General features: G+C 65.4%; 24 protein-coding genes. 9 read left to right on the top strand and 15 right to left on the bottom strand.

From position 1 onward, the window contains the following. Position 1: 1 nt before the first annotated feature. From Q7T84_RS20355 to Q7T84_RS20315, 9 genes are all read right to left on the bottom strand, one after another. Positions 2–1,048 (bottom strand): serine hydrolase, encoded by a 1,047-nt coding sequence (locus tag Q7T84_RS20355; RefSeq protein ID WP_304812794.1) that lies wholly within the window; start codon positions 1,046–1,048, stop codon positions 2–4. 69 nt (positions 1,049–1,117) lie between these two features. Next, a complete protein-coding gene (locus Q7T84_RS20350; protein WP_304812792.1) occupies positions 1,118–2,560 on the bottom strand; it encodes a serine hydrolase in 1,443 nt (480 codons plus the stop codon). A gap of 27 nt (positions 2,561–2,587) precedes the next feature. Beyond that, on the bottom strand, positions 2,588–4,126 hold the full coding sequence (locus Q7T84_RS20345; protein ID WP_304812791.1) for a carboxylesterase/lipase family protein: 1,539 nt from the start codon (positions 4,124–4,126) through the stop codon (positions 2,588–2,590). 22 nt (positions 4,127–4,148) lie between these two features. Continuing rightward, entirely contained in the window at positions 4,149–5,540 is a 1,392-nt protein-coding gene (locus Q7T84_RS20340; protein WP_304812789.1) for an MmgE/PrpD family protein, read from the bottom strand. Further along, positions 5,537–6,256, bottom strand: a complete 720-nt coding sequence (locus tag Q7T84_RS20335) for an IclR family transcriptional regulator (RefSeq protein ID WP_304812786.1) — start codon at positions 6,254–6,256, stop codon at positions 5,537–5,539. The genes Q7T84_RS20340 and Q7T84_RS20335 overlap by 4 nt, the downstream gene beginning before the upstream one ends. A gap of 293 nt (positions 6,257–6,549) precedes the next feature. After that, positions 6,550–6,735, bottom strand: a complete 186-nt coding sequence (locus Q7T84_RS20330) for a hypothetical protein (protein ID WP_304812783.1) — start codon at positions 6,733–6,735, stop codon at positions 6,550–6,552. Continuing rightward, on the bottom strand, positions 6,732–7,913 hold the full coding sequence (locus Q7T84_RS20325; RefSeq protein WP_304812780.1) for a PepSY domain-containing protein: 1,182 nt from the start codon (positions 7,911–7,913) through the stop codon (positions 6,732–6,734). The genes Q7T84_RS20330 and Q7T84_RS20325 overlap by 4 nt, the downstream gene beginning before the upstream one ends. Next, entirely contained in the window at positions 7,823–9,952 is a 2,130-nt protein-coding gene (locus tag Q7T84_RS20320) for a TonB-dependent siderophore receptor (protein WP_304812778.1), read from the bottom strand. The genes Q7T84_RS20325 and Q7T84_RS20320 overlap by 91 nt, the downstream gene beginning before the upstream one ends. 189 nt (positions 9,953–10,141) lie before the next feature. Then, positions 10,142–10,819, bottom strand: coding sequence for a helix-turn-helix domain-containing protein (locus Q7T84_RS20315; protein WP_304812775.1), 678 nt, complete (start codon positions 10,817–10,819; stop codon positions 10,142–10,144). 168 nt (positions 10,820–10,987) lie between these two features. Here Q7T84_RS20315 and Q7T84_RS20310 point away from each other — a divergent pair, with 168 nt between their 5' ends. Next, complete coding sequence (locus Q7T84_RS20310) at positions 10,988–11,320, top strand: hypothetical protein (protein ID WP_304812767.1); 333 nt, start codon at positions 10,988–10,990, stop codon at positions 11,318–11,320. A gap of 180 nt (positions 11,321–11,500) precedes the next feature. Here the strand turns inward: Q7T84_RS20310 and Q7T84_RS20305 are convergent, their stop codons facing one another. The 4 genes from Q7T84_RS20305 to Q7T84_RS20290 all read right to left on the bottom strand — a co-directional run bounded on the left by Q7T84_RS20305 (position 11,501) and on the right by Q7T84_RS20290 (position 15,504). After that, the gene (locus Q7T84_RS20305; RefSeq protein WP_304812764.1) at positions 11,501–11,914 is read right to left on the bottom strand and encodes a hypothetical protein; all 414 of its coding nucleotides are present in this window, start codon (positions 11,912–11,914) and stop codon (positions 11,501–11,503) included. 118 nt (positions 11,915–12,032) lie between these two features. Continuing rightward, entirely contained in the window at positions 12,033–13,112 is a 1,080-nt protein-coding gene (locus Q7T84_RS20300; protein WP_304812761.1) for an amidohydrolase family protein, read from the bottom strand. 32 nt (positions 13,113–13,144) lie between these two features. Then, a complete protein-coding gene (gene glsA, locus Q7T84_RS20295; protein WP_304812759.1) occupies positions 13,145–14,179 on the bottom strand; it encodes a glutaminase A in 1,035 nt (344 codons plus the stop codon). Positions 14,180–14,202: 23 nt separating this feature from the next. Next, on the bottom strand, positions 14,203–15,504 hold the full coding sequence (locus Q7T84_RS20290) for a DcaP family trimeric outer membrane transporter (RefSeq protein ID WP_304812757.1): 1,302 nt from the start codon (positions 15,502–15,504) through the stop codon (positions 14,203–14,205). Positions 15,505–15,980: 476 nt separating this feature from the next. On the opposite strand from Q7T84_RS20290, the gene Q7T84_RS20285 reads away from it, so the two are divergent. The 3 genes from Q7T84_RS20285 (at position 15,981) to Q7T84_RS20275 (ending at position 19,433) form a co-directional block, all read left to right on the top strand. After that, entirely contained in the window at positions 15,981–17,558 is a 1,578-nt protein-coding gene (locus Q7T84_RS20285) for a hypothetical protein (protein ID WP_304812755.1), read from the top strand. A gap of 180 nt (positions 17,559–17,738) precedes the next feature. Then, positions 17,739–18,527 (top strand): DUF2092 domain-containing protein, encoded by a 789-nt coding sequence (locus tag Q7T84_RS20280; protein ID WP_304812752.1) that lies wholly within the window; start codon positions 17,739–17,741, stop codon positions 18,525–18,527. A gap of 12 nt (positions 18,528–18,539) precedes the next feature. Then, positions 18,540–19,433, top strand: a complete 894-nt coding sequence (locus Q7T84_RS20275) for a hypothetical protein (protein WP_304812750.1) — start codon at positions 18,540–18,542, stop codon at positions 19,431–19,433. Positions 19,434–19,458: 25 nt separating this feature from the next. Here Q7T84_RS20275 and Q7T84_RS20270 read toward each other — a convergent pair whose 3' ends face one another. Next, on the bottom strand, positions 19,459–20,883 hold the full coding sequence (locus Q7T84_RS20270) for an OprO/OprP family phosphate-selective porin (RefSeq protein WP_304812748.1): 1,425 nt from the start codon (positions 20,881–20,883) through the stop codon (positions 19,459–19,461). 255 nt (positions 20,884–21,138) lie between these two features. On the opposite strand from Q7T84_RS20270, the gene Q7T84_RS20265 reads away from it, so the two are divergent. Further along, positions 21,139–21,996, top strand: a complete 858-nt coding sequence (locus tag Q7T84_RS20265) for a bile acid:sodium symporter family protein (RefSeq protein ID WP_304812746.1) — start codon at positions 21,139–21,141, stop codon at positions 21,994–21,996. Between the two features lie 33 nt (positions 21,997–22,029). Here Q7T84_RS20265 and Q7T84_RS20260 read toward each other — a convergent pair whose 3' ends face one another. Then, a complete protein-coding gene (locus Q7T84_RS20260; protein ID WP_304812743.1) occupies positions 22,030–22,869 on the bottom strand; it encodes a hypothetical protein in 840 nt (279 codons plus the stop codon). Positions 22,870–23,218: 349 nt separating this feature from the next. Here Q7T84_RS20260 and Q7T84_RS20255 point away from each other — a divergent pair, with 349 nt between their 5' ends. The 4 genes from Q7T84_RS20255 to Q7T84_RS20240 are packed head-to-tail and all read left to right on the top strand — an operon-like array spanning position 23,219 to position 26,599. Beyond that, positions 23,219–23,776, top strand: a complete 558-nt coding sequence (locus tag Q7T84_RS20255; RefSeq protein WP_304812740.1) for a hypothetical protein — start codon at positions 23,219–23,221, stop codon at positions 23,774–23,776. A gap of 7 nt (positions 23,777–23,783) precedes the next feature. Beyond that, on the top strand, positions 23,784–24,791 hold the full coding sequence (locus Q7T84_RS20250; RefSeq protein ID WP_304812737.1) for a hypothetical protein: 1,008 nt from the start codon (positions 23,784–23,786) through the stop codon (positions 24,789–24,791). A gap of 9 nt (positions 24,792–24,800) precedes the next feature. Next, a complete protein-coding gene (locus Q7T84_RS20245; protein ID WP_304812734.1) occupies positions 24,801–26,156 on the top strand; it encodes a Dyp-type peroxidase in 1,356 nt (451 codons plus the stop codon). A 5-nt stretch (positions 26,157–26,161) separates the two neighbouring features. Further along, positions 26,162–26,599, top strand: a complete 438-nt coding sequence (locus tag Q7T84_RS20240) for a hypothetical protein (protein WP_304812838.1) — start codon at positions 26,162–26,164, stop codon at positions 26,597–26,599. The last annotated feature ends 3 nt before the right edge of the window (positions 26,600–26,602 follow it).

The raw sequence follows: 26,602 nt of genomic DNA, 5'->3' as shown, positions 1-26,602 counted from the left end.
CTCAGGCGCTGCTGGGCGGCAGCTGCGAAATCACCGGGCCAAGCGCGTCCCAGGCCGCCTCGGCCGAGAGTTGAGCCGCGCCGAACCCCATCGTGGCTATGACGATCTCCTGGTCTGGCAGGACAAAGCAGAACTGTCCCCGCGCGCCGGCGGCGAAGAACATCGTGGCTGGAGCAGCTGGAACCCGAGCGGCGGCGTTCAGCCACCACAGAAAGCCGTAACTGGGATTGGCCGGGGACGGGCTGGCGGCCTGACCGATGTAGCCCGCATCGATGAGCTGTCGTCCGTCCCAGCGGCCGCCGTTCAGATAGAGCTGCCCGAGCCTGGCCATGTCGCGGCAAGACAGCACGATCGAGCCGCCGAAACGGACGTTGTCGTTCCGATCGACGCCCTCGGGCTGATAGTTGAAATTGTCGCAGCCAAGCGGCGAGACGATCTGTTCCATCATGAAGCGATGGCTGCTCACCCCGGCCGCGGTCGCAACGATGTCCGCCAGATGATCGGCCGCCGCGCCGTCGTAGTAGAAGGCTTGGCCGGCAGGAAGCGAGACCCCGTAGCCTGGCGGTGAGCCCTTCTCGCCGACCTTCTCCCAAGCGTACTCAACCCCGGGGCCGGGCGGCCTTGGGTCGTCCAGCCGACGCGGAGGTCGAGAGCTCGGCTTGACGTTCAGGGTGCCGCCGCTGGTCATGGTGAGCAGGTGCCGGATTGTCGTTTCCGGCCTCAGGCCGGACGCCGCCGGTTGGCGATAGCGGGCGGCGAGATCGTCGAGCCCCAGGAGGCCCTTTGTGTAGGCCAGGCCGACCATCGTCGAGCCCCAGGACTTGCCCGACGAGAACGACACGTTTCGCCATTCGGGCGAGGCCAGATGATAGTCGTTCCGCCAATAGCGTTCATATACCAGGACGCCGTTGCGGATGACGACGAACCCCTGTCGCTCGCCTGCGACGGCGAGCGCATCGGCGGCGCGGTTCAGGGCTTCGGCGGAAAGACCGTGCGCCTCTGGTTCGCCCTTGCGCCAGGGGCCGGCGCCGGGGCCTTGCTCGCTCACGCCGCGGTCTCCGAAGAGGTGAGCAAGTCACCGCCGCTCGCGGGCGATCGGTTGCGCGGCGCCCCCATTTCAGCGCCCCAGAGCTGCGACGACGTCTGAGGAGAACTTGGCGATTTTGAAGCCTTCGCCCTGGTCGAGGCCCCGGCGGACCACCACGATGTTCCTTGAAGGAATGATCATGGCGTACTGACCAAGCGCGCCGCCCGGGCTGTAGGCGTCAAGCGCAAGTCCCTCCAGCCCCCCATAGATCCAGAACTGCGCGCCATAGGCAGGACCTGGCGTGGCGCGGGCGGGCGGTTGGGCGGGCGCGGGCGTTGAGACATACTTGGCCCAGCCGGCCGGCAAGATCTGTTCGCCGTTCCATTTGCCGTCCGCCAGATGCAGTAGGCCAAAGCGCCCGAAGTCGCGCGCCGTGCTCCAGCACTGCCCCGAGGCCAGGAAGTCGCCATTCCAATCGGTCTCGATGAGCGTCCGCGTCATGCCGATCTTCCACATGAGCTCGCGGTGAGGGAAGCTGATGAAGGCGTGATCATCTCCCACCGCCTGGCGAAGCGCGCGAACGGCCAAGATTGTGTCCGATCCGGCGTAGACGAACCGCGATCCGGGGCGTGCATCGACCATGTTCAGCGCCGAGACCTCGGCGGCCGCGGCCCCTGATCTGTAGAGGGACTGCTGAGGATCGCCGGCAGCTTCGGTGTAGAGGCCGCTCGCCATGTGCAGGAGGTCATTGACGGTGATGTCGCCGCGAGGATCTCCCGGCCGCGTCCACTCGCTCAAGGGCGCCTTCTTTTGAAGGTCGATCAGGCCCTTGCGCACGCCAACCCCCACTAGGCTGGCGGCGAGGCTCTTGCACATGGAGTTGGTGCGGGACAGGACGTGCGGCCCATAGCCGGGCCCATAGCGCTCGGCGACGATCTTGCCGTCCTTGATGACCACCACGCCCCAGGTCGAGCCCTTGTAGGGGCCGGTTTGACCGAGGAACGCTTGGTCGAGGACCTGCTCCAGCCGGGCGGCTTGCGGTTTGCGCAGCCTTGCGACTGCGTTCTGATCGCCCAGCGGCCAGGGGCGAGCGTCGAGATCTGGGGCTAGGACGTCCGCGGGCCAGGGCGCAAGAGCGCCGACCGCCTCCATTTTCGCGCTGATCGGGAGCTGGACGCAGCCGAGGTTTGGACGCCAGGCGGCGATGCGGGGCTCCATGTCCGGCAGATAGCGGACCGACACGGTGCGCGTTTCACGGTCGATCTTCATAGGCAAGGCGGCGGCCCGCGCGCTACGGCCGCCCGCGGTCGCTTCGACGAGCGCCTCGCTCATCCCTGATGAGAACAAGCCGGTGCAGTAGTGGAGCGCGCGGAAGCCCGCCGCCTGCGCAAGGGCGTGACGGGGCGAGGCCGCAACCGTCCTGGCTTCGGCCGACGGAACCGCAGGGCGTGGTCCGCTCGCCTCCTGGGCGGAGGCTGGCGCGGCGCTCAACGCCAATCCAATGGCGAATATCGTCAGTGAGGGCTTAAGCATCGTCATGTCCAAATCAACCGCGCGGCCCTACCGGTGCAGGGTGCGACCCATCTGTTGGCTGTCGTAGCGGCTCATAAAGGTCCGCTCGCCGGCGTAGGGATCTTCAGCAAGTGTTGGGGGGATATCGAACAGCATCACCGGCCGATCGGTCAGGTCGTATGCTCGCCAGCTTGGAATGGCGGCGTTGTTGGGATCTCCGGTGCGCGCAAAGCTGATCCAGGTCTGCGCCATGGCGTCCGCGAGCTGGCTGGTCTCCTCGCTCTCGGGACCCGTGAGGTGCGTGGCGGCCGCGACGTTGTCGAACATGAACGGCAGGTCGAGGGTGTGTTGACTGATGCGCCGCCCGCCCTCGGCAGGAGAGCGCCAGACCAGTTGGTAGGAATAGGTCGGGGCCGCGCCGGCCTTCACCCGCTGTTCGGCCATGATGGTCTGGTCCAGGATGTAGCCGCGAGCCGAGGCGATCTTGAAGTAGAGCTCTGAAGGCGAGGCGTCCGGGCTGGTCGCCTGGAACGCGGCGATCGCCGCGTCCACCTCGTCCTCGCCCACATAGCGCGGCAAACGTCGGCGCAGCTCGGCCATATCCAAGTCGAAGGCGCCAGGTTCATAGCCCAGCTGGTTGGAGAGCTCGGTGCGTGTCGTGCCGACCATCATCGGCAGATGGTTCGAAATCGCCGGGGACGCCGGAAGGAAAGGGTGGGTCTTGAAGGCAATGCCGTCCAGCACGGGCGAGAACCGCGACCGCGTCTCGCGCATCACCTTCAACTGAGCCGCGCTCAGCGCCTCGACAGGCGCCTCCAGCAGCTTGCCGGCGTCGCTGGGCGCCAGGTCGAGCGTCCTCAGCAGGGCGTCGGTGAGCTGGGCCGCCTTCTCGGGCGCCTGGACCCGCAGGTGCGAGCCGCTCTGGACGACGCCGCGGTGGAACAGGCCGCTGGCGTCTTCGCCCGCATAGCAGAGGCTAACCTTCCGGCCGCCGCCGGACTGTCCGAAGATGGTGACGTTGCCAGGGTCGCCGCCAAAGCTAGCGATGTTCTCACGCACCCAGCGCAACGCCGCGATCAGGTCCAGATATCCGACATTGCCGGCCGCGGCGTAGGCTTCGCCCAGGCGATCGCCCAAGAAGCAATGGCCGAACACATTGAGACGGTGGTTGAGGCTGACGACCACGACGTCGCCGCGAGCCGCCAGCCGCGAACCGTCATAGACCTTCTGCGACGCTGATCCCGCCTCGAACCCGCCGCCGTGGAACCAGACCATCACCGGCCGCCGGGCCGGCTCGGTTCCTGGCGTCCAGACGTTGACGCGAAGACAGTCCTCGCTCATCGGCCCCTTGTCGGCCAGCGGCCCGCGCATCTGTGGAGACTGGGGGCCATAGGCCAGGGCGTCCTGGACGCCGCTCCAGGTAGGCGGGGGCTGGGGTGGGCGGAACCGGTTTGGTCCGGACGTGTCGGCGCCGTAGCGCATGCCCTTGAAGACCGAGACTGATCCTGAGCGCAACCCGCGCACCTTGCCCTGCGCGGTCTCGACCACAGGTCCGTCAGTGATGGGTTCGGGAGGAAATGCGCTCATCTCGGGGCCTGCTCCTGGACGTTCAGCGTGCGACGAGTTCGATGAGCGGTTTGCAGTCGGGGAGGGTCTCTATCCCTCGGACCGCGTCGATGACGGCCCGCGCGCGCTCGGCCCCCAGGTGCTCTTCCATCAGGTTGAAGGCCTTGGATTCCACATCGGCCGCGTCCATCGGATGGGACGGAAATCCCAGGACATGGGGGACAAACCGCGAGAATTCTCGCCCGTCTTCCAAGGTGATCCGCACGCGGGCGGACTCCGTCCTCGGCGAGCCGGGCGCGGCCTCCTGCGCAGGGTCGTGGGCGATCTCGATCTTCGCCACTAGATCCTTGACCGCCTCATCCTGCGCCATGCGCGTAAGGCTCTGCGCGCTCACGAAGTCCAGTCGCCCGTCGATCAGGATGATCGCCGCGAGGTAGCGCAGATTGAGTGCGGGCATCGCGGCGTCGCGGAACGCCTGCCAGCGGCCCGGCATCTCGATGAGTACGCTTTGAACCGCTTGGCCCGCGATCTCCGTCGACAGGTCCAGGAGCGCCTCGACCGCCGGCTGCGTCGGGCCGCCGACCGGATAGCGCTTGAACGCGGTGAGCGGCAGTTCGGAGCGCTCGCCGAGGTCGTCGACGAGGTAGGCCCGGTTCGCATCGCCGCCGGAGAACATCGCGCTGCGCATCCAGCCGGCCGGATGGTCTAGGGCGTCCCGAACGCCCCTGAAGCCGGCTGCCACCATCAGCGCGGCATGAAGGCCGTCGCGAGCGCCCATGCCGGCGAAGACGAACGCCTTTTCGATGTGTTCGACGTCGAGCAGCCATTGCCAGGAACCGGAGGCCTGCTGAGCGCAAAAGGTGAATACGTCGCCGATCCGGTCGGTGGGCAGGCGCAGCAGGATCGCGGCGGCTGTGGCGGCGCCGAACAGGGGCCCAAGGCCGTGATTTGCGACGCCCGCGCGGCGGAGGTTCTCGACGCCAAGAGCCTTGGGCATGCGCCCGGCCAGCTCATAGCCGGCCATGACCGCGCGGAGCAGGTCGGCGCCCGAAGCTCCCCGCGTCTCGGCGATCCCGAGGGCTGCGCTAAGCACCGCGGGGCCCGGCTGAACGAAGGCCGATGGAATGAAGTCGTTGATCTCTGCGGCGTGGCCGGTCATGGCGCTGGCGAACGCCGCATCGACGATGCTGGCGCGCGCGTGAGTGCCTAGGATCGTGGCTGCATTCGGTCCGCCGTCGCCGCTGAGCGACAGGGCGTAGTCGCGGGCCAAGACGGCGGGCTCCAAGTCGCGGCATGCGACAATGGCCGCAAGCGTGTCCAGGATGTGGAGCTTGGCCAATTGGCGATGCGCCTCGCAAGGCCAGACGTCCAGAGCGCCGCTGACATAGCTGGCCAGCCGCTCCCCGACCGGCGTTTCCAACACGGGCTGGCTCATGGCCGGTCCAGGGCCTCGGTCATGCGAGCCCGGGTTTCCAGCAGCGCCTCGATGATCGCCTCGCGCTTCTTGCCGGCGAGCCTCTCGCTGGGCGCAGATACGGACAAGGCGGCGTCCGGGGGTGCGCCTCCGGCTGCAACCGCTGCGCCGATGCTCGTGACGCCGGGGCTGTAGCCGGAGAGCGCGTATCCCCGCTGACGGCACTCTTCGAGTTCCGTCATCAGGGCGGGGATATCTAGGGCGCGATGGGCTGCGGCCTCTTCGATAATCTGAGGGGCGTCGATGCGAACCGAGAGGATCGCCTTGCCGCCCGCGGTGAGCGGCGCCGGCACGCGACTTCCGACCCGGGTGAGGAAACGCACCGGCCGAGCGGCGGTGAGCTTCTCAAGATAGAGGACGTCGCTTCCAGACAGCACCGTCAGGCTGACCGTTTCTCCGGTGGTTCGGTGAAGCGTCTGAAGGAAGCCCGCGGCGACGCGGTAGATTGGGAGGTCGGCGACAACGCCAATGCCGATCTCCCAGGACCTAAGGGTGGGGCGATAGCGTCCGGAGTCGTCCTGGTCAGCGTATCCCAGCTCCGAGAGCGTCGCGAGAATACGGTGGACCGTGCTCTTCTGGAGATCAGTCGCCGCAGAGAGGTCGGACAACCGCGCAGGTCCATGCGATCGGGCCAGCGCCTCCAAGATAGCGAAGCTGCGGGAAACCGCCCGGTCCATACCTGCGTCGACTCCATGGGTCTTTCGCAAATCCTACAGCAAGCGCGGTTGTCGTTCCAAGTGATGAAATAATATTCCGTACAGCGGAACAAACTTCTGAGCGAGGCTGCGTCGGGCCGAAAGCCACCCAGCCGCTTCTGGGCTAGAAGCACGCGGCGCAGGCCGCCCTGGACCTTCCGGTCGGAGATAACCTGGGCCAGCCGACGATCTTGGCGGCTGGCGAGCGCAGCTATCGTGACGGCCGGCTCACCAATGTCCTGTCGCGGCTGGACGGGGAGGGCGCGGCGCTGCCGCTACCGGCGCCGGCGGGTGACCAGAACCCAGGCCAGGACGATCATCGTCGAGGCCAGGAGCCCCTGACCGACCCAGTCCCACAGCCCATCGCCCAGCAAGGCCCCGACCAAGCCGATCATGCTGAGCACGAACAGCAAGAGCGGGGCGGCGAATATGGCCCGAAGGCTTAAATCCTTGCGGCTCATGTCTTCTTACGCTTGGCCAACCAGAGGTAGAGACCGGACACCAGGATCACAATGGTGGCGATGTCCAGCAGCGCCCACAAGATCTTCAGTCCCAGCCCGCCATAGTCGCCGAAGTGCAGGGGCTGGGATAGCGACAGCGTCTTCACATACCAAGGCATCGGCGCGACCGCCGACAGCTCGCCGGTCCGCGCGTCGATCAGGGCGGGCGTGGTCATGTGGGTCGTCAGCGGCGTGTCGCCATGGAAGAAGACCGCATAGTGGTGGTCGGTCGAGTAGGACGATCCGGGGAACGCCACGAACTGCAACGTCATGCCGGGCAGCGCGGCTTTGGCGCGCTTGACCGCCGCGTCGAGCGGCGCGCGCTCGCCCGCCGCCACCGGAGCGTCATAGGCGGCGGTTAGCTCGCTAAGCGCGGTGTCCTTCCAGTAGGCGATGACAGGCGTCGCCAGCGTGTTGACCACGCCCGTCACCCCCACCATCAGCACCCAGGCCAAGGTCACCACGCCAAGCAGATTGTGGTAGTCGAGCCAGCGCGTTCGCGCGGCCTTGTCGGCGCGCACCGTGCCGAACGGCAGTCGCCTCATGAAGGGGGCGTAGAGCACCACCCCCGACACCAGAGCCGCGACCAGCAGCAGGCCCATGGCGCCCAGGAACAACATTCCTGGCAGGCCAAGGAACATGTCGGTGTGCAGTTGGAGGAGAAACTCCATCACCGGGTGACCGGCGACGAGCGGCGCGGCCTCTCCGCTGGTTTGATCGATGGGCTGGAAGTTATAGACGTCCGCGGGTCCGTTCGGATTGACGCTGGTGACGTTCACCACCGGGCGATCCTCGTCGAAGCTCATGAAGGCCCCGACCTCGCCGGGATGGCGCGAGAGGGCGACCTCCAGGACCTGATCCAGGCTGAGCTTAGGTCCAGCCGGATTGGCGGGCTCCCACTGCTGATGCAGCAGCACCTCGTCGATCTCGTGCGTGAACACCAGCGGCAGGCCGGTGATGCAGAGCATCAGCAGGAAGAGGGTCGAGACCAGGCTCGACCATTTGTGGACCCAGGTCCAGGCGCGGACGGTCCGCGTCTGCATTCGGGTCAGAACTCCGTCGAAATCGAGACGCGGAAGGTGCGCGGCGCGCCGAGCGTCAGGTAGTTCGAACCTGGATAGCCGCCGACCGCGACCCATTGGTCCTCGTTCGCGATATTTTCGACCCGCGCCTGCACGGTTGTCGGCTGGCCGCCCGCTTCAAAGGCGTAACGGACGCCCGCGTCGAAACGGGTCCAGGAGTCCAACTCCACCTTGTTGTCGGCGCTGGCGGGTTGGGCGCCGGTGTAGACCACGCGGCCTTCCAATGTCAGGCCAGCCACGGCCCTGACGTCCCACTCCAGGTTCATATTGGCCTGGAATTCCGGGACGCCGATCGGCGATTTGCCGTCGAGCGAAGGGTTCAGCGCCTTGACCACTTCGGCGTCCAGCCAGGTCGCGCCGCCCAGCAGACGCACGCCCGCGATCGGCTCGCCGAAGGCGGTCAACTCGACGCCCCGGTTCTCCTGCTCGCCGCCCGCGCTGTAGATCCCCGTCGCGGTGTCGAAATACTCGCTGGGCAGGGTGGTGCGGAAGGCGCTCAACGTGCCGGCGAACAAACCCGCGTCGTATTTGACGCCGATCTCGACCTGTTCGGCGCGGAAGGGCTTCAGGACGTCGCCCGCGTTATCGACCGGCTGACTATTGATCGTGCCCGGCGCGATCTTTCCCGGCAGCAGGGCCTCGGAATAGTTGGCGTACAGCGAGACCTTGTCGCTCGGCTTGTAAACCGCGGCGAAGACCGGGGTGACGGCGTCGCTGGCGTAGCCGCCGGTGCGGGCCGTGGTGTTGTAGTCGTAGGATCGGGTGTCGATGTCCTGATAGCGGGCTCCGACCGTCACCAGGACGCGGCCCTCCAGGAACGACAGCATGTCCGCCACGGCGAAGCTGGTCGTCTTGACACGCGCGACGACGGTCGGGTCGTTCAGCGAGCCGGCGGTCAGGGCCGTGGCCGGCGGCCTCGAGACCACGACTGGGTTGTATAGATCGCTGGCGAAGCCCGCGAAGTCGGAGAAGGCGTAGGAGTTACTCTCCCGCGACTGGACCTGGGCGGCGGACGCCACCAGGCGGTGCCCCACACGACCGGTGTCGAAGTCGGCGCGTACCCCGACATCGGCCGAGAACACCCGGTCGCGCCGTCCGTTGTCGAACCGATTGGCGCTGAGGGTTCCGTCGGCCTGGGCCGTGGGGTTGGCCAGGCTGTTGCGTTCCTTGCCGTCGCGGCCGCCCATGGCGCCCCAGATGCTCACGGCGTCGGTGATGTCGAATTCGCCGCGAACGGCGCCGAACAGCTGCGTCTCGTCGGTGTAGGTCCAGGGCTGGGCGAAATTGCTGTCGGCCGATGGCGGCGCGGGTATGGCGCCTGCTGGGGTCACCTGCGGACGGGGGGCCTCGATCCGGTGGTCCTGCCATCCCAGATCGGCCGAGAAGCGGGCGCGCTCGCCGCGCCGGTCCAGGCCAAGGCCCAGCACCCTCATTTCACGGTTCTCGTCCTCGACCGAGCTTTCGCCGTCGCGGACGGCGATGTTCAGGCGCAGTCCCCAGGCGTCGCCCGCGCCAAACCGGCGCGAAACGTCGGCCGCGGCGTAGATCTCATCGCGGCCCTCCCATCCTGCGGTCAGGCGCGTGAGGGGTTCGCTGCGCGCGCGCTTGGGCGCCAGGTTGACGGCCCCGCCCACGCCGCTGCCGCCGGGCGCGGCGCCGTTCAGAAAGGCCGTCGCGCCCCGGAAGACCTCGACCCGCTCCAGCAGTTCGGCCGCCACGAACTGGCGCGGCAGAACGCCGTAGAGTCCGTTGTAGGTCATGTCGTCCGAATAGACCGGGAAGCCGCGGATGACGTACAGTTCCTGGAAATTACCGAAGCCCTTGGAGACGCGCACGCCTGGGTCGTTCTGCAGGACGTCGGCGACGCTGCGGGCCTGCTGGTTGCGCACCAGTTCCTCGGTGAAGCTGGTCGAGGAGAACGGGGTGTCCATCGTGTCCAGCGCGCCAAACAGGCCGACTCGGCCGCCCGTCGCCACCTGGCCGCCCGCATAGGCCGGCGGCAGGGCGACCTGCGAACCGGTCACCACGATGTCGGCCACCGTCGTCGGTTCATCCAGCGCTTGTTGAGCCCAGGCCGGAGCAGCGTGAGCCAACACGGCGCAAGACACAGTCGCCAGCAGGCGAAGAGATGGAGTGCGCATGAGCGGCCACGTAAAAATTAAGAATGCGTCGCAATAAGCTTTGCTGGCCGCGCTGGCAACCGTTCTCAAGTCGGCGGGCAGGCCAGGTTCCCGGCGACATCACAGCGTCCGCACGCTGATCCGCGTTGAGCAGGGCAAGGACCGCTACGTTACACTGCTGCGTGCGCACTCAGGGTCGGCACATCGGCGCCTGGCGATTGAACCGCCCGAGTGACCGGCAAAGTTCTCAATCATTGCGCAATTTATCTCGACGCCCCCGTCGCCTTGCGCGGCATGGCGTTGGAACGCTGTGATGTTCGTGGGCATTTCGAGCGGGACGTCGAAGGCCTTTGCGCCGGCGACGCCGCCGGCGCGCCGCATCTCGCGCGCCTGGGACCGGCATTCCGACGGGGTCATGCCGTAGGCGCGGCGGAATGCACGCCCGGCGGCCGTGTGGTTGGTGAAGCCCCGCTGGCGCAGGATCTCGGCCACCTTCCTGTGCGCCAGGGACGGGTCGGAAAGGTCGCGGAAGACGCCGGTCAGCCGGCGGCCCAGGATGTATTTCCCAATCCCGCCATGAGGTTCGAACATCCGGTAGAGTGTGGGGCGCGTCACATAGAAGTCGCGGGCTAGAGGGGTTGGGCCGAGGCCTGGATCGGCGATCTGCTTGTCGATGCGCCGGCAGATCGCGCGGAACTGGCTCGCGCGCAGTTCGGTGCGAGTCGCAGCACGGCTCTGACCGTTAGCCCAGATCACGGCCGCCAGCATCGCGGCTGTGGAATGGCTCGACGCCAGGCCGTGCGCTACCGTTAGATCGGGCGCTTGCCGCCACATTTCGTCCATGTGTTCCCGGACCGTGATGCCGGCCTCGCTGTCGCGGCGTAGCACTAGGCCGTGGTGCCTTCGTCAAATCCTCACGCAATTGTCAGGCTTCAGCGGTGGCGCTAGCTTGGTGCTCACGATATGATGTGAGGTATCAATAATATAGAAGCAGTGAAGAAGGGGGCTGTCTTGGAGACTGTTCTCGTTATTTGTGATGATCAGAATTATTCTTCTGAAATCCTGACTCGGCTCTCGTTTGAGGGCATGAATTCTCTAGGTCCGGTTTCGACAGCTGGCATGGCGCTAGCGCTTGCAGCTCAGACAAAGCCGACGCTGGCGATTGTCGCCGGAACCCCCACCGGGCGACGGGGCGGCGCTGAACTGGCCAGCAAACTTTTGAGTGATTGGGGCGTCCACTCTTGGTTGATTGACGCCCATGGGGGCGAAGCGTCGGAAGCTGCGATGGGCGATTGGGCGCCGCCGCCAGAACAGTTGGACCGTCTGCGACGCGCGTTCGCCTGATACCAGCGCGGCCGTCAAGGCTAACGGCTGTCGCCTGATCCGACGCTTCACGGCTCCCGATAGCGTTGGGTGTCCTGCGAAGTGGCGCCGCCTCTAATCAGATATGACGTTGGTGGTGGCGTTGAGCGAGCGCTAGGGAGTGCTGCCTAGCGACTACGACTCGGCGCTTTTCCGCTGATGTTATTTGGGATGCGGTGGGCTGGGATCGGCGATGAGGCTGCAGCTTCCCTCTATCCGCGGCAGGTTGGACGCGCCTTTCGCGCGCCAGGAGCCGCCGCCGGTCGCCCGATCCACGCCGATGTTGTAGGTCATGCTAGCTGACGAGATCGTCCCCTCGACGCGCTTGGCGTCCGCGATGCAGGTGAAGGCTTCGCAGAGGCTCGGCCCGAACTCGTGGTCGCGCGAGTTCCACTCGCTGAAGCTTCCTGGTGTGATACGGAAGATCCGCGGCCCGATGCGGGCATCGCTCGCCGATCCCTCAATGCCTATCGGCGAGGGAATGTCGCAACTAAGGAAGCGGGGCGATTGCGACCAGGCGGCGGACGCCTGCAGCGCGGCGAAGCCGCCAATGAACAACAAGATCGGAAGCTTCATGGCTCGGGATCTTCGAGCTTGCGACCACGGTCCCAGCCGAAGCGTAGCTGAGCTATCAGGTCGATTACCTAGGTTCAGGCCTCATTGATCAGAGGCGGAAGATGAAGGCGGCGTGAGGCTACTTCGCCGCGGCGACATTGGTTTTTTCCCAGGCCCGAACTCTCGTGCGCGCCTGATCGAACAGGCGCTCATGGTTGCAGAGTCTCACATTGGCGCTGGCTTCCGGGGTCAGCTTCGCCCAGAGCGGCTTATAGGTGTCGTACAGCGAAAAATACTTCACGGGATCGGTGGGGCCTACCCAGTCCGTGCCGAGTAGAAACCGAGTGGGATGCCGATTGAGAAGATCGGCGGTCGCCGCGATGGTCTGGTCATTGCGCACGATGTACTTGGCCACCTCGTCCCAGGAGATGTCGAAATTTACGTGCTTGAGCTTCGGGTCGGACAGGATTTCCTCCAGGAACTGAAGGTGCTGGCTGGGCGGCTGGACTATGCGTCCGAGCCCAGTGTGCGCCCAGATGATCGTCGTATTGGGATGGCGGGCCAGGACAGCCTTGGCCTGCTCGAAATAGCCGCGCTCTTTGTCTTTCTTGGTGAAGGGCATGACGATGTCGTTGTGCAGGATCACCACTAGGCCGACTTCGCCGGCGAATTCCAGCAGCCGGTCCAGCGCCGGATCCATCAGGCTGGCGGGTCCGCCCGCGGTTTTCGAGGATACGAATTCCTTGTGGATCGAGAACTCGCCGATGCCTTCAAAGACGCCGGGATAGGTGGTGAGCACCCGCCGCACATGATCGGCGGCGTACATGTCGGCGGGATTGAAGCCGGTGATCATCGGATCGAACCGCGCCCGTTTGGCTGGCGGCAGCGCCAGGAAGGCCTCGGCGATCACCGCGTCGGTGAACGAGTAGTAGTAGAGCGGGGCGTCGCTCTCCAGATAGTAGGTCGGAGCGAAATCGCCGGTCAGGGTGTGGGACCACTCCTGCTGCAGCGGGATGCCGAACAGTGTCGCACGCGGCACCCGGTCGCCCATGATCTCCAGCAACTTGGCCGGCGTGACGCCCTCCTGGACATAGTTCGTCATGTGCAGGTGGGAGTCGTTGAAGTCGCCCTTCGTAGCGCAGGACTGAGCCTGTGCGGCCGACCCGGCCATCAGGCTGATCGCGGCGGCGGCGGCGAGGGTGGGGGCTAGGTAGGCCACGATCGTTTTCCCTCGCCGCGTCATGGGTCCGCCTAGACCGGGCGGACAGAATATGGATTTCCGCCCAGCGTGTTGGATATCTCAGTGATCGCCCGTTGACCGCGCACGCTGTTGCCGGCGGCGTCCAGGGGCGGCGAGAAGGTGCCGATCCCGAACTTGCCGGGTGAGACGGCGATGAGGCCGCCACCGACGCCGCTCTTGGCGGGCAGACCGGTACGGAACAGCCACTTGCCGCTGTCGTCGTACATGCCCGCCGTCGCCATCACCGCCAGGATTCCCGCGACGTGGCGGTTGTCGACCACCTGCTTGCGGGTGATCGGGTTCTTGCCGCCGTTGGCCAGGGTTGCGGCCATGACACCGAGATCCTTGGCGCTCACGGCGATCGAGCATGCTCGGGTGTAGAGGTCCACGGCCTGGGCCGGGTCGCCTTTGAAGCGTTCATAGGCCGACATCAGCATGCTGATCGCGCGGTTGCGCTGATTGGTGTCGGACTCCGACTTGTAGACCTCCTGGTCGATGTCGAGCTGGCGTCCTGCGAAGTCGCTGTGGATGCCCAGGATCTTGCTCCAGACCTCGTCGGCGCTCGCGCCGGTGACGTTGCCAACCGTCGCGATGGCGCCTGGATTGACGAAGGGGTTCATCTCCTTGCCACGGTACTGTTCGACGGCGTTGATGGAGTTGAACACCTGGCCGGTGGCGTCGACGCCGACCGAGTCCTCGATCAGTTTGTCGCCGGACTGCTGCATCACCAAAGCCATGGTGAACACCTTGGAGATCGACTGGATCGAGAATTTCGGCTCGATATCGCCGACGGACGCCGTTTGGCCCTGGGGCGTGGTGAGGGCGATGCCGAAGTAGGTCGAGGGGACCTTGGCGAGCGCCGGAATGTAGTCGGCGTTCTTGCCTTCGTTGAGGCCTCTGTATTTGGCGTGCGCCGCACGGACGGCGGCGTCGACCGCGCCCGATGCAGCGGCGCCTTGCGCCATCGCCGCCGGCGCTGAAGCGGCAAGGCCGAGGAAGGCCAAACCCTTGGCCAAGTCTCGGCGGGAACTCCGAATTTCAGGCATAGGTGTCACCTTTCGATCGCCGCTTAGCGGAAGTCGTTGCTTGAGAAGTTGTATTTGAACGAGAACTGCACGCGGTAATCTTCGCCCTCCGCCCCGTCCTTGTCTTCGCGGCTACCCCACAGGAACTCGCCGCCCATCAGGATCTTGTCGGACGGCGTGTAGAGGAGGTTCACCGAGGCGTACTGAGCGGTCTTGAAGGCGGTCGGTTCTTGGAAGTTGGTGTTGTCGACCTGGACGCGGCTATAGCCGATCGACGAGCTGAACTGGTCGTTCCAGTAGTGGTCGTAATAGGCCATCAGGCCCAGCAGCGGCACGACGTCGCCGCGCAGGCCGGGGGGCGGAAGGCCGACGATGGGCGGCGCGACCGCTGGATCGGCCTCAGGCGCCAGATCGGTGCCGCCGTCGTTCATGTAGCTGGCGATGCCCTCGCCGTAGACGGCGCCCAGATGGATCACGTCCTTCTTGGAAACCTTGATGTTCGAGGTCAGGTTGATCCCCCAGCCGACCTTGCTGTCCGACGGTTCGTTGTTGGGCGTTCCGGCGGTTTCAAACCCGACGCGGCGAAGAATGCCGGCGGCCTGGACGTGACCCCAGTCGCCAGTATAGCGCCATTGTGCGGTCAGATCCGGCAACTCCTCGTCGCCTTGGAGGCTGGCGGCGATGTCGGAGTCGAGCAGGCGGATATTGCCCGGATCGATATCGTTGCTGGGCTGCTCGATAGCGATCGCGAACTGGTTCGCGCCCGTCTTGTAAGTGTAGCGGATCTGCGGATTGCGCAGGAACACCATCCCGTTTGGACCCCAGTAGTCGATGGTGTTGGGGAAGGTGTCGCCATCCATGAAGAGGCTGTTGGTCTGGCCTGCCAGGATCGGGCCCCACTCGCCATAGGCGTGGCGCAGGCGGAACGTGGTCTGGCCGGCGTCGCCGCCCACGCCAAACAGGTCGAACTCGAAGCGAACGAACAGGTCGCGGCCGCCGACTGGCTGCGTGGCGCGAACGCCAAAGCGCGATTGCCGGACGCTGATGATGCCTTGGCCGTCGTCGCCAAAGATGCCGTCGACAGTCGGGATCTTCGAGGGACGCAGCGTGGCGTCCCAGGCCGGATCGACCCGCTTGAAGTCCTGGATGTAGTCGACCTGGGCGAAACCGTAGATCTCGAACGACCCGCCACCTTCGCCGCCCGAGGATGACGCTCCCGCCAGGGAAGAAGGCGGGGCGGCCACAGGGGGGGCGCCAGTCGCGGCGTTGAGCCGGTTCTGCAGGTCGGCGACTTTTCGTTCGCGCTCAACGGCCTCGGCGCGCGCTCGCTCCGCGTCGGCGCGCATGGCTTTCAATTCTGATTGTAGTTGCGCGGCTTCTGCAGCGGAAAGAGGCGGGGCCGCTTGCGCCAGAGCCTGTCCACCGGACAAGAGCGCCGCGACAGACACTGCGCTGGCTAGGGCCGCTGTCGTGCGGCGCGAAATAGGGTGTGGCGGCCAGGTACGAAGACGCATGCACATCTCTCCTGATGATGGGTCCTCGAGGACACCAAACATCGCGGAGGCTGAGCCTTATTGGTCAAGCTACCAATAGGGGGAATTACTGATGTGAAGGCGGATTTTCACCGACGGTGATTCCGAGTCCATCTGGAATTCCCTGCGATACGCCGGGTTGTCGGGCCGAATTCGCGCCTTCGTCTCAGGTGAAGTACCTACATTGATCTAAGAGACTACTCAATCTCGATCAAACTCAATCGACACCAGCATTTTTGACAAGCCACTATCCCGCAACCTTCACCAAGGCGGCGGGAGCGTTTCCGGGGATGAGTCGTCATTCAGAGCATGTGGCCGGCGAGCTTCCCGGCACGAATGCGTCGGGTCGGCTAGGACTCTGGCTTTGCGCCGCCGCAGTCGGCGCGCTCTGGTCGGGGATGGCGCATGCCCAGACCGGGTCTTCAATCGACGCCGCGCAGCGCCAGCGCGTGGAACAGCAGCTCAACGAGATCAAGGCCTCCCGCCAGGACATGGCGCGGCAGATGGGCGACATGGACGCCCGCATTAGGGCCCTGGAGGTGGAGCTACATGGCGCCGCCGCGCCACCGGCGGCTTCTGTTGCGGCTCCTTCCCCGGCTCCGACTTCGATCGCGGCCGCGCCCGCTGGAGATGTTCAACCAGCCTCAACCCAGCAGGCCGAGACCGATCTGACCTGGGGAAGGTATGAACCCGGCAAGGGGTTTGTGCTGGTCAGGAGCGATTTGGGCGAAGCGTCCTTCGCCTTGGTCAGCTACGCCCGCTACCTGAACCAGACCGATCTTGAGGACAGCTATACCGACCACTTTGGACGGACCATCCCCGTCCAACCTCGGCAGGATATTCAGCTCTCCAAGGTGCAGATCACCATGAAGGGTTGGCTGTTCGACCCGCGGTTCGGTTACAACGCCTACTTCTGGACCTCGAACTCAAACCAGGGCCAGAGCGCCCAGGTCGTGGGGGCGGGCAATCTCTCTTATCAGTTCAACAGCGCCCTTAAGGTCTACGCTGGGGTGCAATCGGTGCCCTCGACGCGTTCAACCAATCGGACCTTCCCGTACTGGCTGCGCAACGACAACCGACCCATCGCCGACGAGTTCTTCCGCGGGTCGTACACCCAGGGCATCTGGGCCGATGGCAAGATCGCCGAGGGCCTTGAGTACCGTGTGATGCTCGCCAACAACCTCAGCGCGCTGGGCGTCAACGCCGGCCAACTCGACGCCAAGCTCAATACGGTCTCAGGCGCGCTCGCCTGGATGCCGACGACGGGCGAGTTCGGCCCGCTGGCCGGCTTTGGAGACTTCGAGGAGCATCAGGAAGTCGCGACGCTGTTTGGCATCCACTACACCAGCAGCACCGAGACCCCGCAGTCACAGCCCGGCACCGAGAGCATCGAGAATACTCAGCTCCGGCTATCTGACGGCACTTTGCTGTTCAGGAACGACGCGTTCAACACACCAGGACGGATCACCGAGGCGCGCTACCAGATGCTGGATCTCAATGCTGGGGTTAAGTATCGCGGTTACTCGCTTGAATTCGAATACTACGCTCGCTGGTTGGACGATTTCAGCGTCATCGGTGAGGTTCCTGTCGGCAGCCTCTTCGACAGCGGCTTCCAGCTCCAGGCCTCGGCGATGCTGATCCCCAAGCAACTGCAGCTCTATGTGTCGGGGTCCAAGATCTTCGGCGAGTACGGCGACCCCTACGACGTCGCCGTCGGCGTCAACTGGTTTCCATTCGTCCGCAAGGAGTTCCGGATCAACGCCATGGGCCTCTACGTCAATCGCTCCCCCGTCGGCTACAGCGCCTATCCCGTGCCGGTTGGTGGTGACGGCTTCACCTTCCTCACCGATTTCTCGCTGGTCTTTTGACGCTGCTTTCTCGGGGGCGGAAAGGGTGTTCCGGGGTGTCCGCTCCTGAAGGTCTTGGGCCGGCATTGGGGTCGAACCTAAGGGTTTCCACCAATAGTCAGCGGCGGCGAATGGCGCCCATCTTTCAATCAATACTTTTCAGCATTTGACGAAATCGCCGTAACGCACGGAGTTCAGAACGTGAAGAACACGCAGGCGCTTGCCGCCGTTGTGAGTTCCGTCGGGCTTCTGGTCTTCCAGGCCGACGCAGCTTTCGCGCAGCAGAAACCCTCGCCGGCGGCCCAGGGGCCGTTGCCGCCCCACGCGACGGAAGTCGAAGAGGACGCACTGAAAGCGCTCAGGCGGATGGGCGCCTATCTCGACACCCTGAAGACCTTCGGGCTCACCGCCAACACGTCACTGGAGGTCGTGACCGTTGATGGTCAACGCCTGCAGCTCGACGGCGTCACCACCTACAAGGTGCGGCGACCGAACGGCTTCGTCATCAACATGAAGAGCGACATCAAGAACAGAACCTTCGTCTATGACGGCAAGCACTTCACGGTCTACGCGCCGGAGCTGAAGTACTATGCGACCGTCGATGCGCCCCCCACCAACATTGCGACCCTCGACAAGATCTACGACAACTTCGGCATATCGCTGCCGCTCGAGGACCTGTTCCATTGGAACAATGGCGAGACGCGCGAGGCCAAGCTGATCTCGGGGTTTGTCGTCGGACCCGCCACCATCGACGGGGTGGCGACCGATCACTACGCGTTCCGTGAAAAGGGCATGGACTGGCAGATCTGGATCGCGAAGGGCGACAGGCCGCTGCCCAAGAAGCTGGTTATCATCGACCGCACCGACGAGAGCGCGCCGACCTATATCGCGCGGCTGAGCTGGGTCGAGAACCCGCGGCTGACGCAACAGGACTTTGCCTTTTCCCCAGGAAGCGATGCCAAGCCGATCAAATTCACGGCCGCTCGCTAAGGAGGACGCGACATGACACAGGCAGGCCAGTATCGCGGCGTTCTCGCTGCTACGATCGTCTTGATCGTCACCACGGCGGCGTTTGACAGCTATGCCCGCGGGCGCGGCGGCGGCGGGGTTCGCGGCGGCGGCATGTCGAGCATGAGCCGCGGATCGTCGATGAGCCGTGGATCCATGGGCGGCGCCAGTCGTAGCAGTATGGGAACCCGACCCAGCAACCGCGGCACGAGCTTCAGCGGCCAAGGCTCGCGCCAGGGTTCTGGCCTCAGCGCTGCAAGCCGCCCGGCGGGAGATTTCTCGGCGGCGCAACGTGGCGATCTTGGACAGGGGACCGCCGCCACTCGGCCCGCTGCGGGGCAGGGCGCCAATCTTGGCCAAGGGGCGGCAAGTCGCCCCGCAGCGGGCCAAGGCGCCGGCGCCAGGCCTGATGCGGGCGCCGGTGGTCGGCCTGGGGCTGGTGGCGGGCTAGACCAGGGCAATCGCGGGGACGGAACACGCCGCGCCGACGCCGGGCAGCTGCCTGCGCGCGGGGAGGGCGGCCGTAACAACATCAATAGCGGCGACATCAATGTCGGCAACGACATCAATATCGATGGCGACAACGACTGGGGATGGGGTGGTTGGGACGACCATCCGATCGGCGCCGGCATCGCTTTCGGTGCGGCGGCGGCGGTTACATCGGCCGCCATCTACGGCTCAATGTACTACGCCCTGCCATACGGCTGCTCGGCCTACTACAACTCCTATTACTCGTGCGGCGGCATGTACTATGAGCCGCGCTACGAGGGCGACACCGTGGTCTATGTGACGGTGCCCGATCCGGCGGCCCCACCGCCGCCCGCGGCTCCGCCGCCGTCAGGTGCGGCCGCCGGTCCCGCCCCCAGCGCAGGATCGCCGCCGCTGTAGGCCTCAACGACCACGGCGCCCGCCTCTAGAATGAGTAGCGAACCCGCAAGGCCATGATGTCGAGGGTCTGGCCTATCTGGACACCGATGGGCGGAGTCGAAGGGGGCGGGCCGAACGGATCCGGATCGGCCAGACCGGCGGGGTTCAAGCGATCGACCCGCACATGCAGATAGTTCAGCATCAGCCTTACCCGTGGGCGGGGGTACCACAGCAAGGCTGCGCCCAGGATTTCCTGCCGGCCGCCGCGAACGCCGCCGGGGTCGGCCACCTCGCCTGGAACGCCGGCGCGATAGTTCAGGTCCATGACGCTGTACCGGAAGCCTAGCTCCCAGGCGCCGAGCCCGCCCTTGCCCAGCGGCGCGTCGGGTTTGGGAAACGCGAAGGCTCGGCGCGAACGGTCGAAGCGGCGCCTCTCGCCCGTGAGGATCCAGCTTCCCTGGACATAGAAGCCGGTGAAGTTCGGGTCCCCCGACACCGCCCCGTGCCGCTGGACGCCAAACCAGAAGCCTTCGGCTTGCAAATACAGGTTCTTGTGCTGGGCCGCGAATTCGGCGCCAACGACGGTTGTGTGCCTGGCGTCGATGTCGCCGGTGTCGATCAGCGGCGTGTCGTCGACATCGATCTCAGGAGTGTTCAGGAAGCGGATGGGGAAGGTTTTGACCTGTCCTTCGGGGGCCTTGTGGCCGGGCACGAGCACGTAGGTTCCGTTCACCCCAAAGTGCAGCAGGTAGTCCTTCCGCCATGCCATCGCGCGGGTGTAGCGGCCGACGATAGCGGCGCGAGGCATGTAGTCCTCGGCATCTTCCAGGAGCGGGCCGGTGAGACTGAGCGCGGCCATGGAGGTCGCATTCGTGCGCTTGACGGTCACTCCGATGCGGCCATCACCGCCGCCGACTGAACGCGCCAAGTCCGCGGCGGTCGCCCGTTCGAGAAACAGGGTGCTGTCGGAACTGGTCGCGCCCTCCATATTGGTCGGCGGGGCGTAGGCTCCAGCCTGGATCGTGTAGGGCGCTCGGTTGTAGCTGGCCCAGACCTCGGCGATGCGGGACTCGGTCGGGTCGTCTTCGCCGCCGAGTTCGAACATGGCGCGATAGGCGATGTGCTGGCCCCGTGTGCCTTCCCAGCCTATCCGCGCCCGTCGCAGATAGGACCCGTCGCTCAGGTTCCGCGCTCGCAGCGGGTCGCCTCGGTGCACGCCGCCGCGACGAAAGTCGGTCTCGGGTGGACCCTCGGCGGCCTGATGATAGGCGGCTCCGTCGTACTGCAGGTAACCGTGAAAGGTCCACGCGCCCAGCCGGAAGTCCAGGTCCAGCACCGACAGGATATCGAGTGGACGAAAGGCGTCGGGCTCCACCGGAGGCGCGGCGATTTCCAGCGGCGCAGGGTCGGCCGGCGGCGGGGCCTGCGTTGTCGCCAGCAATGCGGCGCTCGTCGCGACAAGAATATCCAATGTGGCGCGCCCTTCACGCGCTTAGCGCGCGCGGACCATTGGCTTCTCTGCCTAGACGCCCGGCAATCGGGTCCATTCCGGATAGTCCAGACCTAGACTATGGAGACGAGCGTCACACGTTCATATCGCTTAACCTGCTGAACAGACTTAAAATATGCGAGGTGAGGTCTCCACCTGATGGCGCGATGAGAAAGCGCGTGCCGATGTGCGCAGGGCGCGCGCACGGGGCGTGCCTGATGCGGAGAGGACATGTTCATGTCTCTGGCCGAAATCTTCGCCCTGGCGATCAAGATCAGTATCTTCGCGATCGTCTTCTCCATCGGCATGAGCGTCCGTCCTGGCGACTTCAGCGGTGTGCTGCGCAGTCCGGGGCGACTTGCCCGATCACTCCTGGCGATGATTGTCGTCATGCCGCTCGTGGCGGTGATGCTGGTGTTGGCGTTCGATCTGCCATCGCCGGTGGGCGTGATGCTAGTCGCGCTGGCCTTGGCCCCGCTGCCACCGATCTTGCCGGGCAAGCAGACCAAGGCAGGTGGAGACGCCGCCTACGCCGTCCGCCTGCTGGCCGCCATGGGGCTCGTCGCCATCATCACCATTCCACTTGAATTGGAGCTGATCCAGCTGACGTTCGGTATGCGAGTTGGTGCTCCCCCTGGCCTCGTCGCCAGGCTCGTCGCCACGTCCATCCTTGCTCCGCTGGTGGCCGGGGCGTTGATCGCGCGCCTGGCGCCGGGCCTGGCGTCGCGACTGCGTCCCCTATTCTCGAAAATCGGCGGGTGGCTGCTGCTGACGGCGATGGCGTTGATCCTGGTCACCCAATGGAGGGCCATGTTTGAGCTGATAGGTGACGGCACGTTGCTCGCCATGGCGATCTTCGTCGTCTGTGGCTTGATCGTGGGGCATCTGCTGGGCGGCCCGGAGCCCGACGACCGCACTGTGCTGGCCATAGCCACCGCCTCGCGCCATCCCGGCATCGCCCTGGCGATCGCGCATATCAACTACCCCGAGGAAAAGCACCTCGCAGCCGCTGTGCTGATCTTCTTGCTGACCAACGCCGCCCTGACCGCGCCATATGTCTTCTGGCGGAAGCGCGTCGGGCGGGCGGAGGCCTAACGACGTGGGCCTCATGCCCGGGGGGCGGGGCCACTAGGGCGGCGGGCGCGCCGCGGCTGGCGGTGCGTCTCGCTGTAGCGTGGCCACGAGCTCCTCCATCGCTACCTGAGGCACCTGCAGCGCCCCGGCCTGCGGACGGTCCAGATCGACGATGGTAATAATCATCATGCTGAACAGAAAGAGCAGGACCGCGGTCGCCTCTCGGTTGCCGCCGGGTTGATCGCCCAGCATGTAGCCCAACACCGAAGCCGCGACCGCGATGTAGAGGAACAGCACGTCCATGATGCGTGTCGGAATATGCGCGCGTGCGGCCACTTGCCGACGTGTGCCGACATTGAGCACTTCATTGATCGTCTCAAGGAAGTAGGAGGCCATGTCCGTTTCCCGGACGGGGAAAACCGCAGTGCGAGTCTGGTCCCAGAGCTGTGTTCGCAGGGCCAGGGAGAGCTTCATCTGAGCTTCCGCCTGCTCATCCCATATTCCTTCAGGAGCGATGCGGGTTTGTGCATAGTCCCGAAGCGTCTTCTGCATGAGCGAGCGATTTGGATCGTCGAGGAGGCTGGAACGCAGGTAGGCGGTGCTGATCGCGTTCGCCTCTTCGATCACCAGTCCCCGGCGGGTGTCGAAACGCTCTAGGGCGATCGAGAAGGTCAGGCCGATGACGAAGGCCAGGAGGCCGAAGATCGCCGCGACGATATGCGCCTGTGCGGCGATGCTGTTCTCTCCGATCGCCGGGTTGCGCGCCTTGCGCCAGCGATAAAGCTGAACGCCCGCTTCGCGCGCTAGCAAGCAAACTCCGAACCAGGCGAGCCCCAGCAGCCACAGGGGCATGTTGTGGAACAACGGATCGAGCAGGCCGCCTCGGTCCCCCATCGTTTTGCTCTTTCGACCTTGCTTGTCTTGAGCCCTCGCCGACTGGCGCGCGCCCGAACGGGGCCATGGCTCATCGCAAGCTAGCGTCGCCGCACCCTAGACCAATAGGGAGAAACCCTCCGGCGGCGGGTTGCGATTCCGTAGAGTGGGCTCTTCGAAGGCCGATGTCGCGCCGCGGCTTCACCACCCTGAAGGCCCTGGACGCGGGCATGTGCCCGCAGGGTGCGGCTGACGATATCGGGTGGTTGGTTTGACCCGGTGAGGGTTTTGCTGGAGGGCCTAGCCCAAAGCCGCGCCGTAAGGTCAGGGCCATGTAGCCGATCAGGCGCGCGGTGCGGACGAGGGTGTCATGACTGCTTCCGAGGACTTCCTGACGCCAGCGGCGATGGCCCTTCCGCCGGAGGGATACTTCGAGAAAATTGACGGGCCCTATGGCCCCTTGTTTCCAAAAACCCCGGCCAACTACGGCTTCTCGATCCTGGCCAAGATCATACCAGGCCGCGAGGCGACGATCCGCGCGTATGGGCCGACGATCGAGGCGGCGATCCGTGACAACCCAACGCTGCTCGCGCCTTTGAAATTGCACTATCTGCGTTGGCTGTTGTTCCCGATCGGGACCGACACCTACTTCATGTATCAGGGCATATTCGACACTGATTTCGACAAGTACACCGACGATGCGGTCGAACTGTTCAAGTTGGTCGGGGTCGATACGATCTTTGAAAATCTTGAGGGATTTCCCGCCGACTGGAAAACCAATCCCGCCTCGTTCATCAAATTTGTGCGGGCGCATCAGGTTTCCAGCTTCATGGAATACGCCGAGTATCCCTACGTCCCGACCGACGAGATCAAGAAGGCCCTGAGGCTGAAGGCGTCGCTGACCGACGCCCTCGATCAGTTGCAGTAGGCCAGCCATGAGCGAGCCCGCCCGCACCTACAATCAAACCCATGTGCCGCGGCCGCCGACGCCCGGCCGTCGGCGCGCGAGCGTCTATATCGCCTGGAGCTATCCGGCCGAGGCCAACCGCGACATCACCGAACTGGACAACCGCTTCTCGACGATGACGGAGGTGCGGCGGGTGCTGTGGCCGGCCTACGAGGTTCCGCGCTTCGCAGATCCGCTGCAGTTTCAGCAGGGCGTCGCAGGAGCTCTGGAGCTGTTCTTCTGGGCCTGGGTCCCTTTCCAAAAGCTGGTGGGGGAGGTCACGGGCCACGCCGTACCGGTGTTCCAGCGGGTCGATCAGGCCGGCTTCGCCCAGCCGCTGGACGGTCGGGTGCTGGACGACGCCGACACGCTTTTCGTGTTCGGCCTGGATCATAACGTGACCGGCCAGATGCCGACGGACGCCGAAATCGAGGCGGTTCGCGCCTGGCTCGGCCGTGAGGGCACGCGTCTCGTGATCGGTCCTCATCACGATGTCGGCGCGACGGACGATATGGAGCAAAGGGCGATGGAGTACGCCCACCACGGCGACCTGCTGGTGCCCCGCCAGCAGCGGTTCGGCGCCTATGCGCTGGCCATCCTGCATGCGCTCGGTATCCCGGTGGAGAACCGCTACGCCATGCGCCCGGCGGTGCGTGCAGGAACCCGGGACAAAATCAAACCCCTCAACGCGTTCCGCGACTTGGACACCAAGGGTATTCTGGATGGCGTCGAAAGCCTGAACTTCCACATGCACTTGCCGCACTACGCCCTGACGCGCGACGACGGCGCGGCGCGGGTCTTGGCCAAGCAAGCCATCGATCTATCCCGGCCCCACCCGATGACGCTGAGCGGCGAGACAGAGTTCAACACCCTGGTCTGGGCGCCCCCGGCGGGCGACCGGGCCGGCGACGTGGTGGTTTGCGATTCCACCGTTTTCAGCACCCTCTTCGGCGCTGACGAGAGCCTGGAGCGGTTCTGGAGGAACCTGGTGTCGTGAGGCGCGCCTATGGCTGATCACCCGAACGTTCCGGTGCTTGACCTAGCCGATATCCAGAGCGGGGTTCTGCGGCCGCGACCCTCTCCCTATGCGGCGACCTATATTCTGCTTCGAATTGACGAGGCGCGCGCTGGGCGCGAGTTGCTGCGGCGGTTGAGCGACATCGTGACCTCGGCGGCCGAGCCAGGCCGACCGGGGCGCGATACGTTCGTCAGCGTTGCGCTCACGTTCGAGGGTCTGAAGGCCCTGGGTGTCCCTCAGGCGTCCTTGGACAGCTTCGCCTGGGAGTTTCGCCAGGGGATGGCGGCGCGGGCGGCCGCGCTGGGCGACGTCGGCGAAAGCGCGCCGGAACATTGGGAAGCTCCGTTTGGAACCGCCGGCGTTCACGTCATCCTGGTGGGAGTGGCCCCTGATTCAGAGGCGCTGGAAGCCGCGCTCGTTCGCGCGCGCGACGCCTTCGCCGACCTGGCCGGGGTGACGCCGATCTGGCGTCAAGATTGCTATGCGCCGCCGGATGAGAAGGAACCATTCGGCTTCAAGGACGGGATCAGCCATCCGGCCATCGAAGGTAGCGGCGTGCCCGGCTCCAACCCGCTGGAACGCCCCCTGAAGGCCGGCGAACTGGTGCTGGGCTATCCAGACGAGATGGGCGGCTTGCCGCCCGCCCCGACGCCCGAATTGCTGGGGCGCAACGGCACATATGTCGCGTTCCGCAAGCTGCATCAGAAGGTGGCCCAGTTCCGGACCTATGTGCGCGACGCTGCGAATGGACCCGAGGAGGAGGACCTGCTGGCGGCCAAGATGATGGGGCGTTGGCGCAGCGGCGCTCCGTTGGCGCTTTGTCCGCTGCATGACGACCCGGCGTTGGGGCAAGACGGCGCGCGCAACAATACCTTCATGTTTCGCGGCGACGACGCGGCTGGCTACCGCACGCCGCCCGGTTCCCATATCCGGCGCTGCAACCCTCGGGACGCGGAGGTCGCCGGCGTCGTTCGCTTGCACCGCATGATCCGTCGGGGCACGGCTTATGGTCCGCTGTTGCCGGAAGGCGTCCTTGAGGACGACGGCGCCGACCGAGGACTGATGTTCGCCTTCGTCGGCTCTCATCTGAAGCGGCAGTTCGAATTCGTGCAGTCCGAGTGGGTCAATGGCGGCGAGTTTCTCGGCCTCGGTGACGCCAGGGATCCCGTCGCCGCCGCCGAAGGAACCGCGACGTACTCGATCCCGCGCCGACCAATCCCCAGGCGGATGAAGGGCCTGCCGAGCTTCGTGACCATGCGCGGAGGCGAGTACGGGTTCATGCCCGGGCTCAAGGCCCTGCGCTGGCTCGCCGACCTGCCGGGCGAACCAGGAGGTGCAGCTTGACCGACGTGGCGGTCATCGGCGCTGGCCCGGCCGGGGCCACGGCGTCAATTCGGGCCGCCGAGCTCGGCGCGCGAACGACACTGCTGGCAAGCGGAGCGTTCGGCGGCATGGCGGCCCGCGATGGAGACCACATCTGGACGACGCATCCGGGTCGACAAATTCATCCTGTGCACCGGCGGCGTGAGCCGAAAGGCGCCGATTCCGTGTTTCGGGTTGACAGCGACGCCTGGTCGCTCCCCGCCTCGATGCGGGTCATCGGATCTAGCGCCATGGGCGCGCAGGTCACCTCGATGGCCGGTGGAGTGACCGTGGACCAACTGGCGCGGGTCCCCCTCAGCTTCCCCACCTATGCCGGTGTGCTGGGTGGAGCGGCGGTCGTTGCGGCGCGCGCTGTGGATCGCGATCCCGGCGTTTCGACGTGGGGCGCTCCCGACTATGCCTGAGAT

The organism is Phenylobacterium sp., assembly GCF_030654915.1.
In the GTDB taxonomy this organism is placed as follows: Bacteria; Pseudomonadota; Alphaproteobacteria; order Caulobacterales; family Caulobacteraceae; genus Phenylobacterium.
The sequence above is the reverse complement of the archived record's forward strand: the minus strand, read 5'-3'. Positions and strand labels throughout refer to the sequence as shown.

What these genes read in the sequence shown, in the direction of transcription:
- Q7T84_RS20265 (WP_304812746.1), top strand. Translation starts at nt 21,139, where the DNA reads ATGTCTCTGGCCGAAATCTTCGCCCTGGCGATCAAGATCAGTATCTTC.
- Q7T84_RS20250 (WP_304812737.1), top strand. Translation starts at nt 23,784, where the DNA reads ATGAGCGAGCCCGCCCGCACCTACAATCAAACCCATGTGCCGCGGCCG.
- Q7T84_RS20330 (WP_304812783.1), bottom strand. Translation starts at nt 6,735, where the DNA reads ATGAGCCGCAAGGATTTAAGCCTTCGGGCCATATTCGCCGCCCCGCTC.
- Q7T84_RS20245 (WP_304812734.1), top strand. Translation starts at nt 24,801, where the DNA reads ATGGCTGATCACCCGAACGTTCCGGTGCTTGACCTAGCCGATATCCAG.
- Q7T84_RS20260 (WP_304812743.1), bottom strand. Translation starts at nt 22,869, where the DNA reads ATGGGGGACCGAGGCGGCCTGCTCGATCCGTTGTTCCACAACATGCCC.
- Q7T84_RS20325 (WP_304812780.1), bottom strand. Translation starts at nt 7,913, where the DNA reads ATGGGTCGCGGTCGGCGGCTATCCAGGTTCGAACTACCTGACGCTCGG.
- Q7T84_RS20350 (WP_304812792.1), bottom strand. Translation starts at nt 2,560, where the DNA reads ATGCTTAAGCCCTCACTGACGATATTCGCCATTGGATTGGCGTTGAGC.
- glsA (WP_304812759.1), bottom strand. Translation starts at nt 14,179, where the DNA reads ATGCCTGAAATTCGGAGTTCCCGCCGAGACTTGGCCAAGGGTTTGGCC.
- Q7T84_RS20255 (WP_304812740.1), top strand. Translation starts at nt 23,219, where the DNA reads ATGACTGCTTCCGAGGACTTCCTGACGCCAGCGGCGATGGCCCTTCCG.
- Q7T84_RS20275 (WP_304812750.1), top strand. Translation starts at nt 18,540, where the DNA reads ATGACACAGGCAGGCCAGTATCGCGGCGTTCTCGCTGCTACGATCGTC.
- Q7T84_RS20305 (WP_304812764.1), bottom strand. Translation starts at nt 11,914, where the DNA reads ATGAAGCTTCCGATCTTGTTGTTCATTGGCGGCTTCGCCGCGCTGCAG.
- Q7T84_RS20340 (WP_304812789.1), bottom strand. Translation starts at nt 5,540, where the DNA reads ATGAGCCAGCCCGTGTTGGAAACGCCGGTCGGGGAGCGGCTGGCCAGC.
- Q7T84_RS20285 (WP_304812755.1), top strand. Translation starts at nt 15,981, where the DNA reads ATGAGTCGTCATTCAGAGCATGTGGCCGGCGAGCTTCCCGGCACGAAT.
- Q7T84_RS20335 (WP_304812786.1), bottom strand. Translation starts at nt 6,256, where the DNA reads ATGGACCGGGCGGTTTCCCGCAGCTTCGCTATCTTGGAGGCGCTGGCC.
- Q7T84_RS20345 (WP_304812791.1), bottom strand. Translation starts at nt 4,126, where the DNA reads ATGAGCGCATTTCCTCCCGAACCCATCACTGACGGACCTGTGGTCGAG.
- Q7T84_RS20315 (WP_304812775.1), bottom strand. Translation starts at nt 10,819, where the DNA reads ATGGACGAAATGTGGCGGCAAGCGCCCGATCTAACGGTAGCGCACGGC.
- Q7T84_RS20290 (WP_304812757.1), bottom strand. Translation starts at nt 15,504, where the DNA reads ATGCGCGCCGACGCGGAGCGAGCGCGCGCCGAGGCCGTTGAGCGCGAA.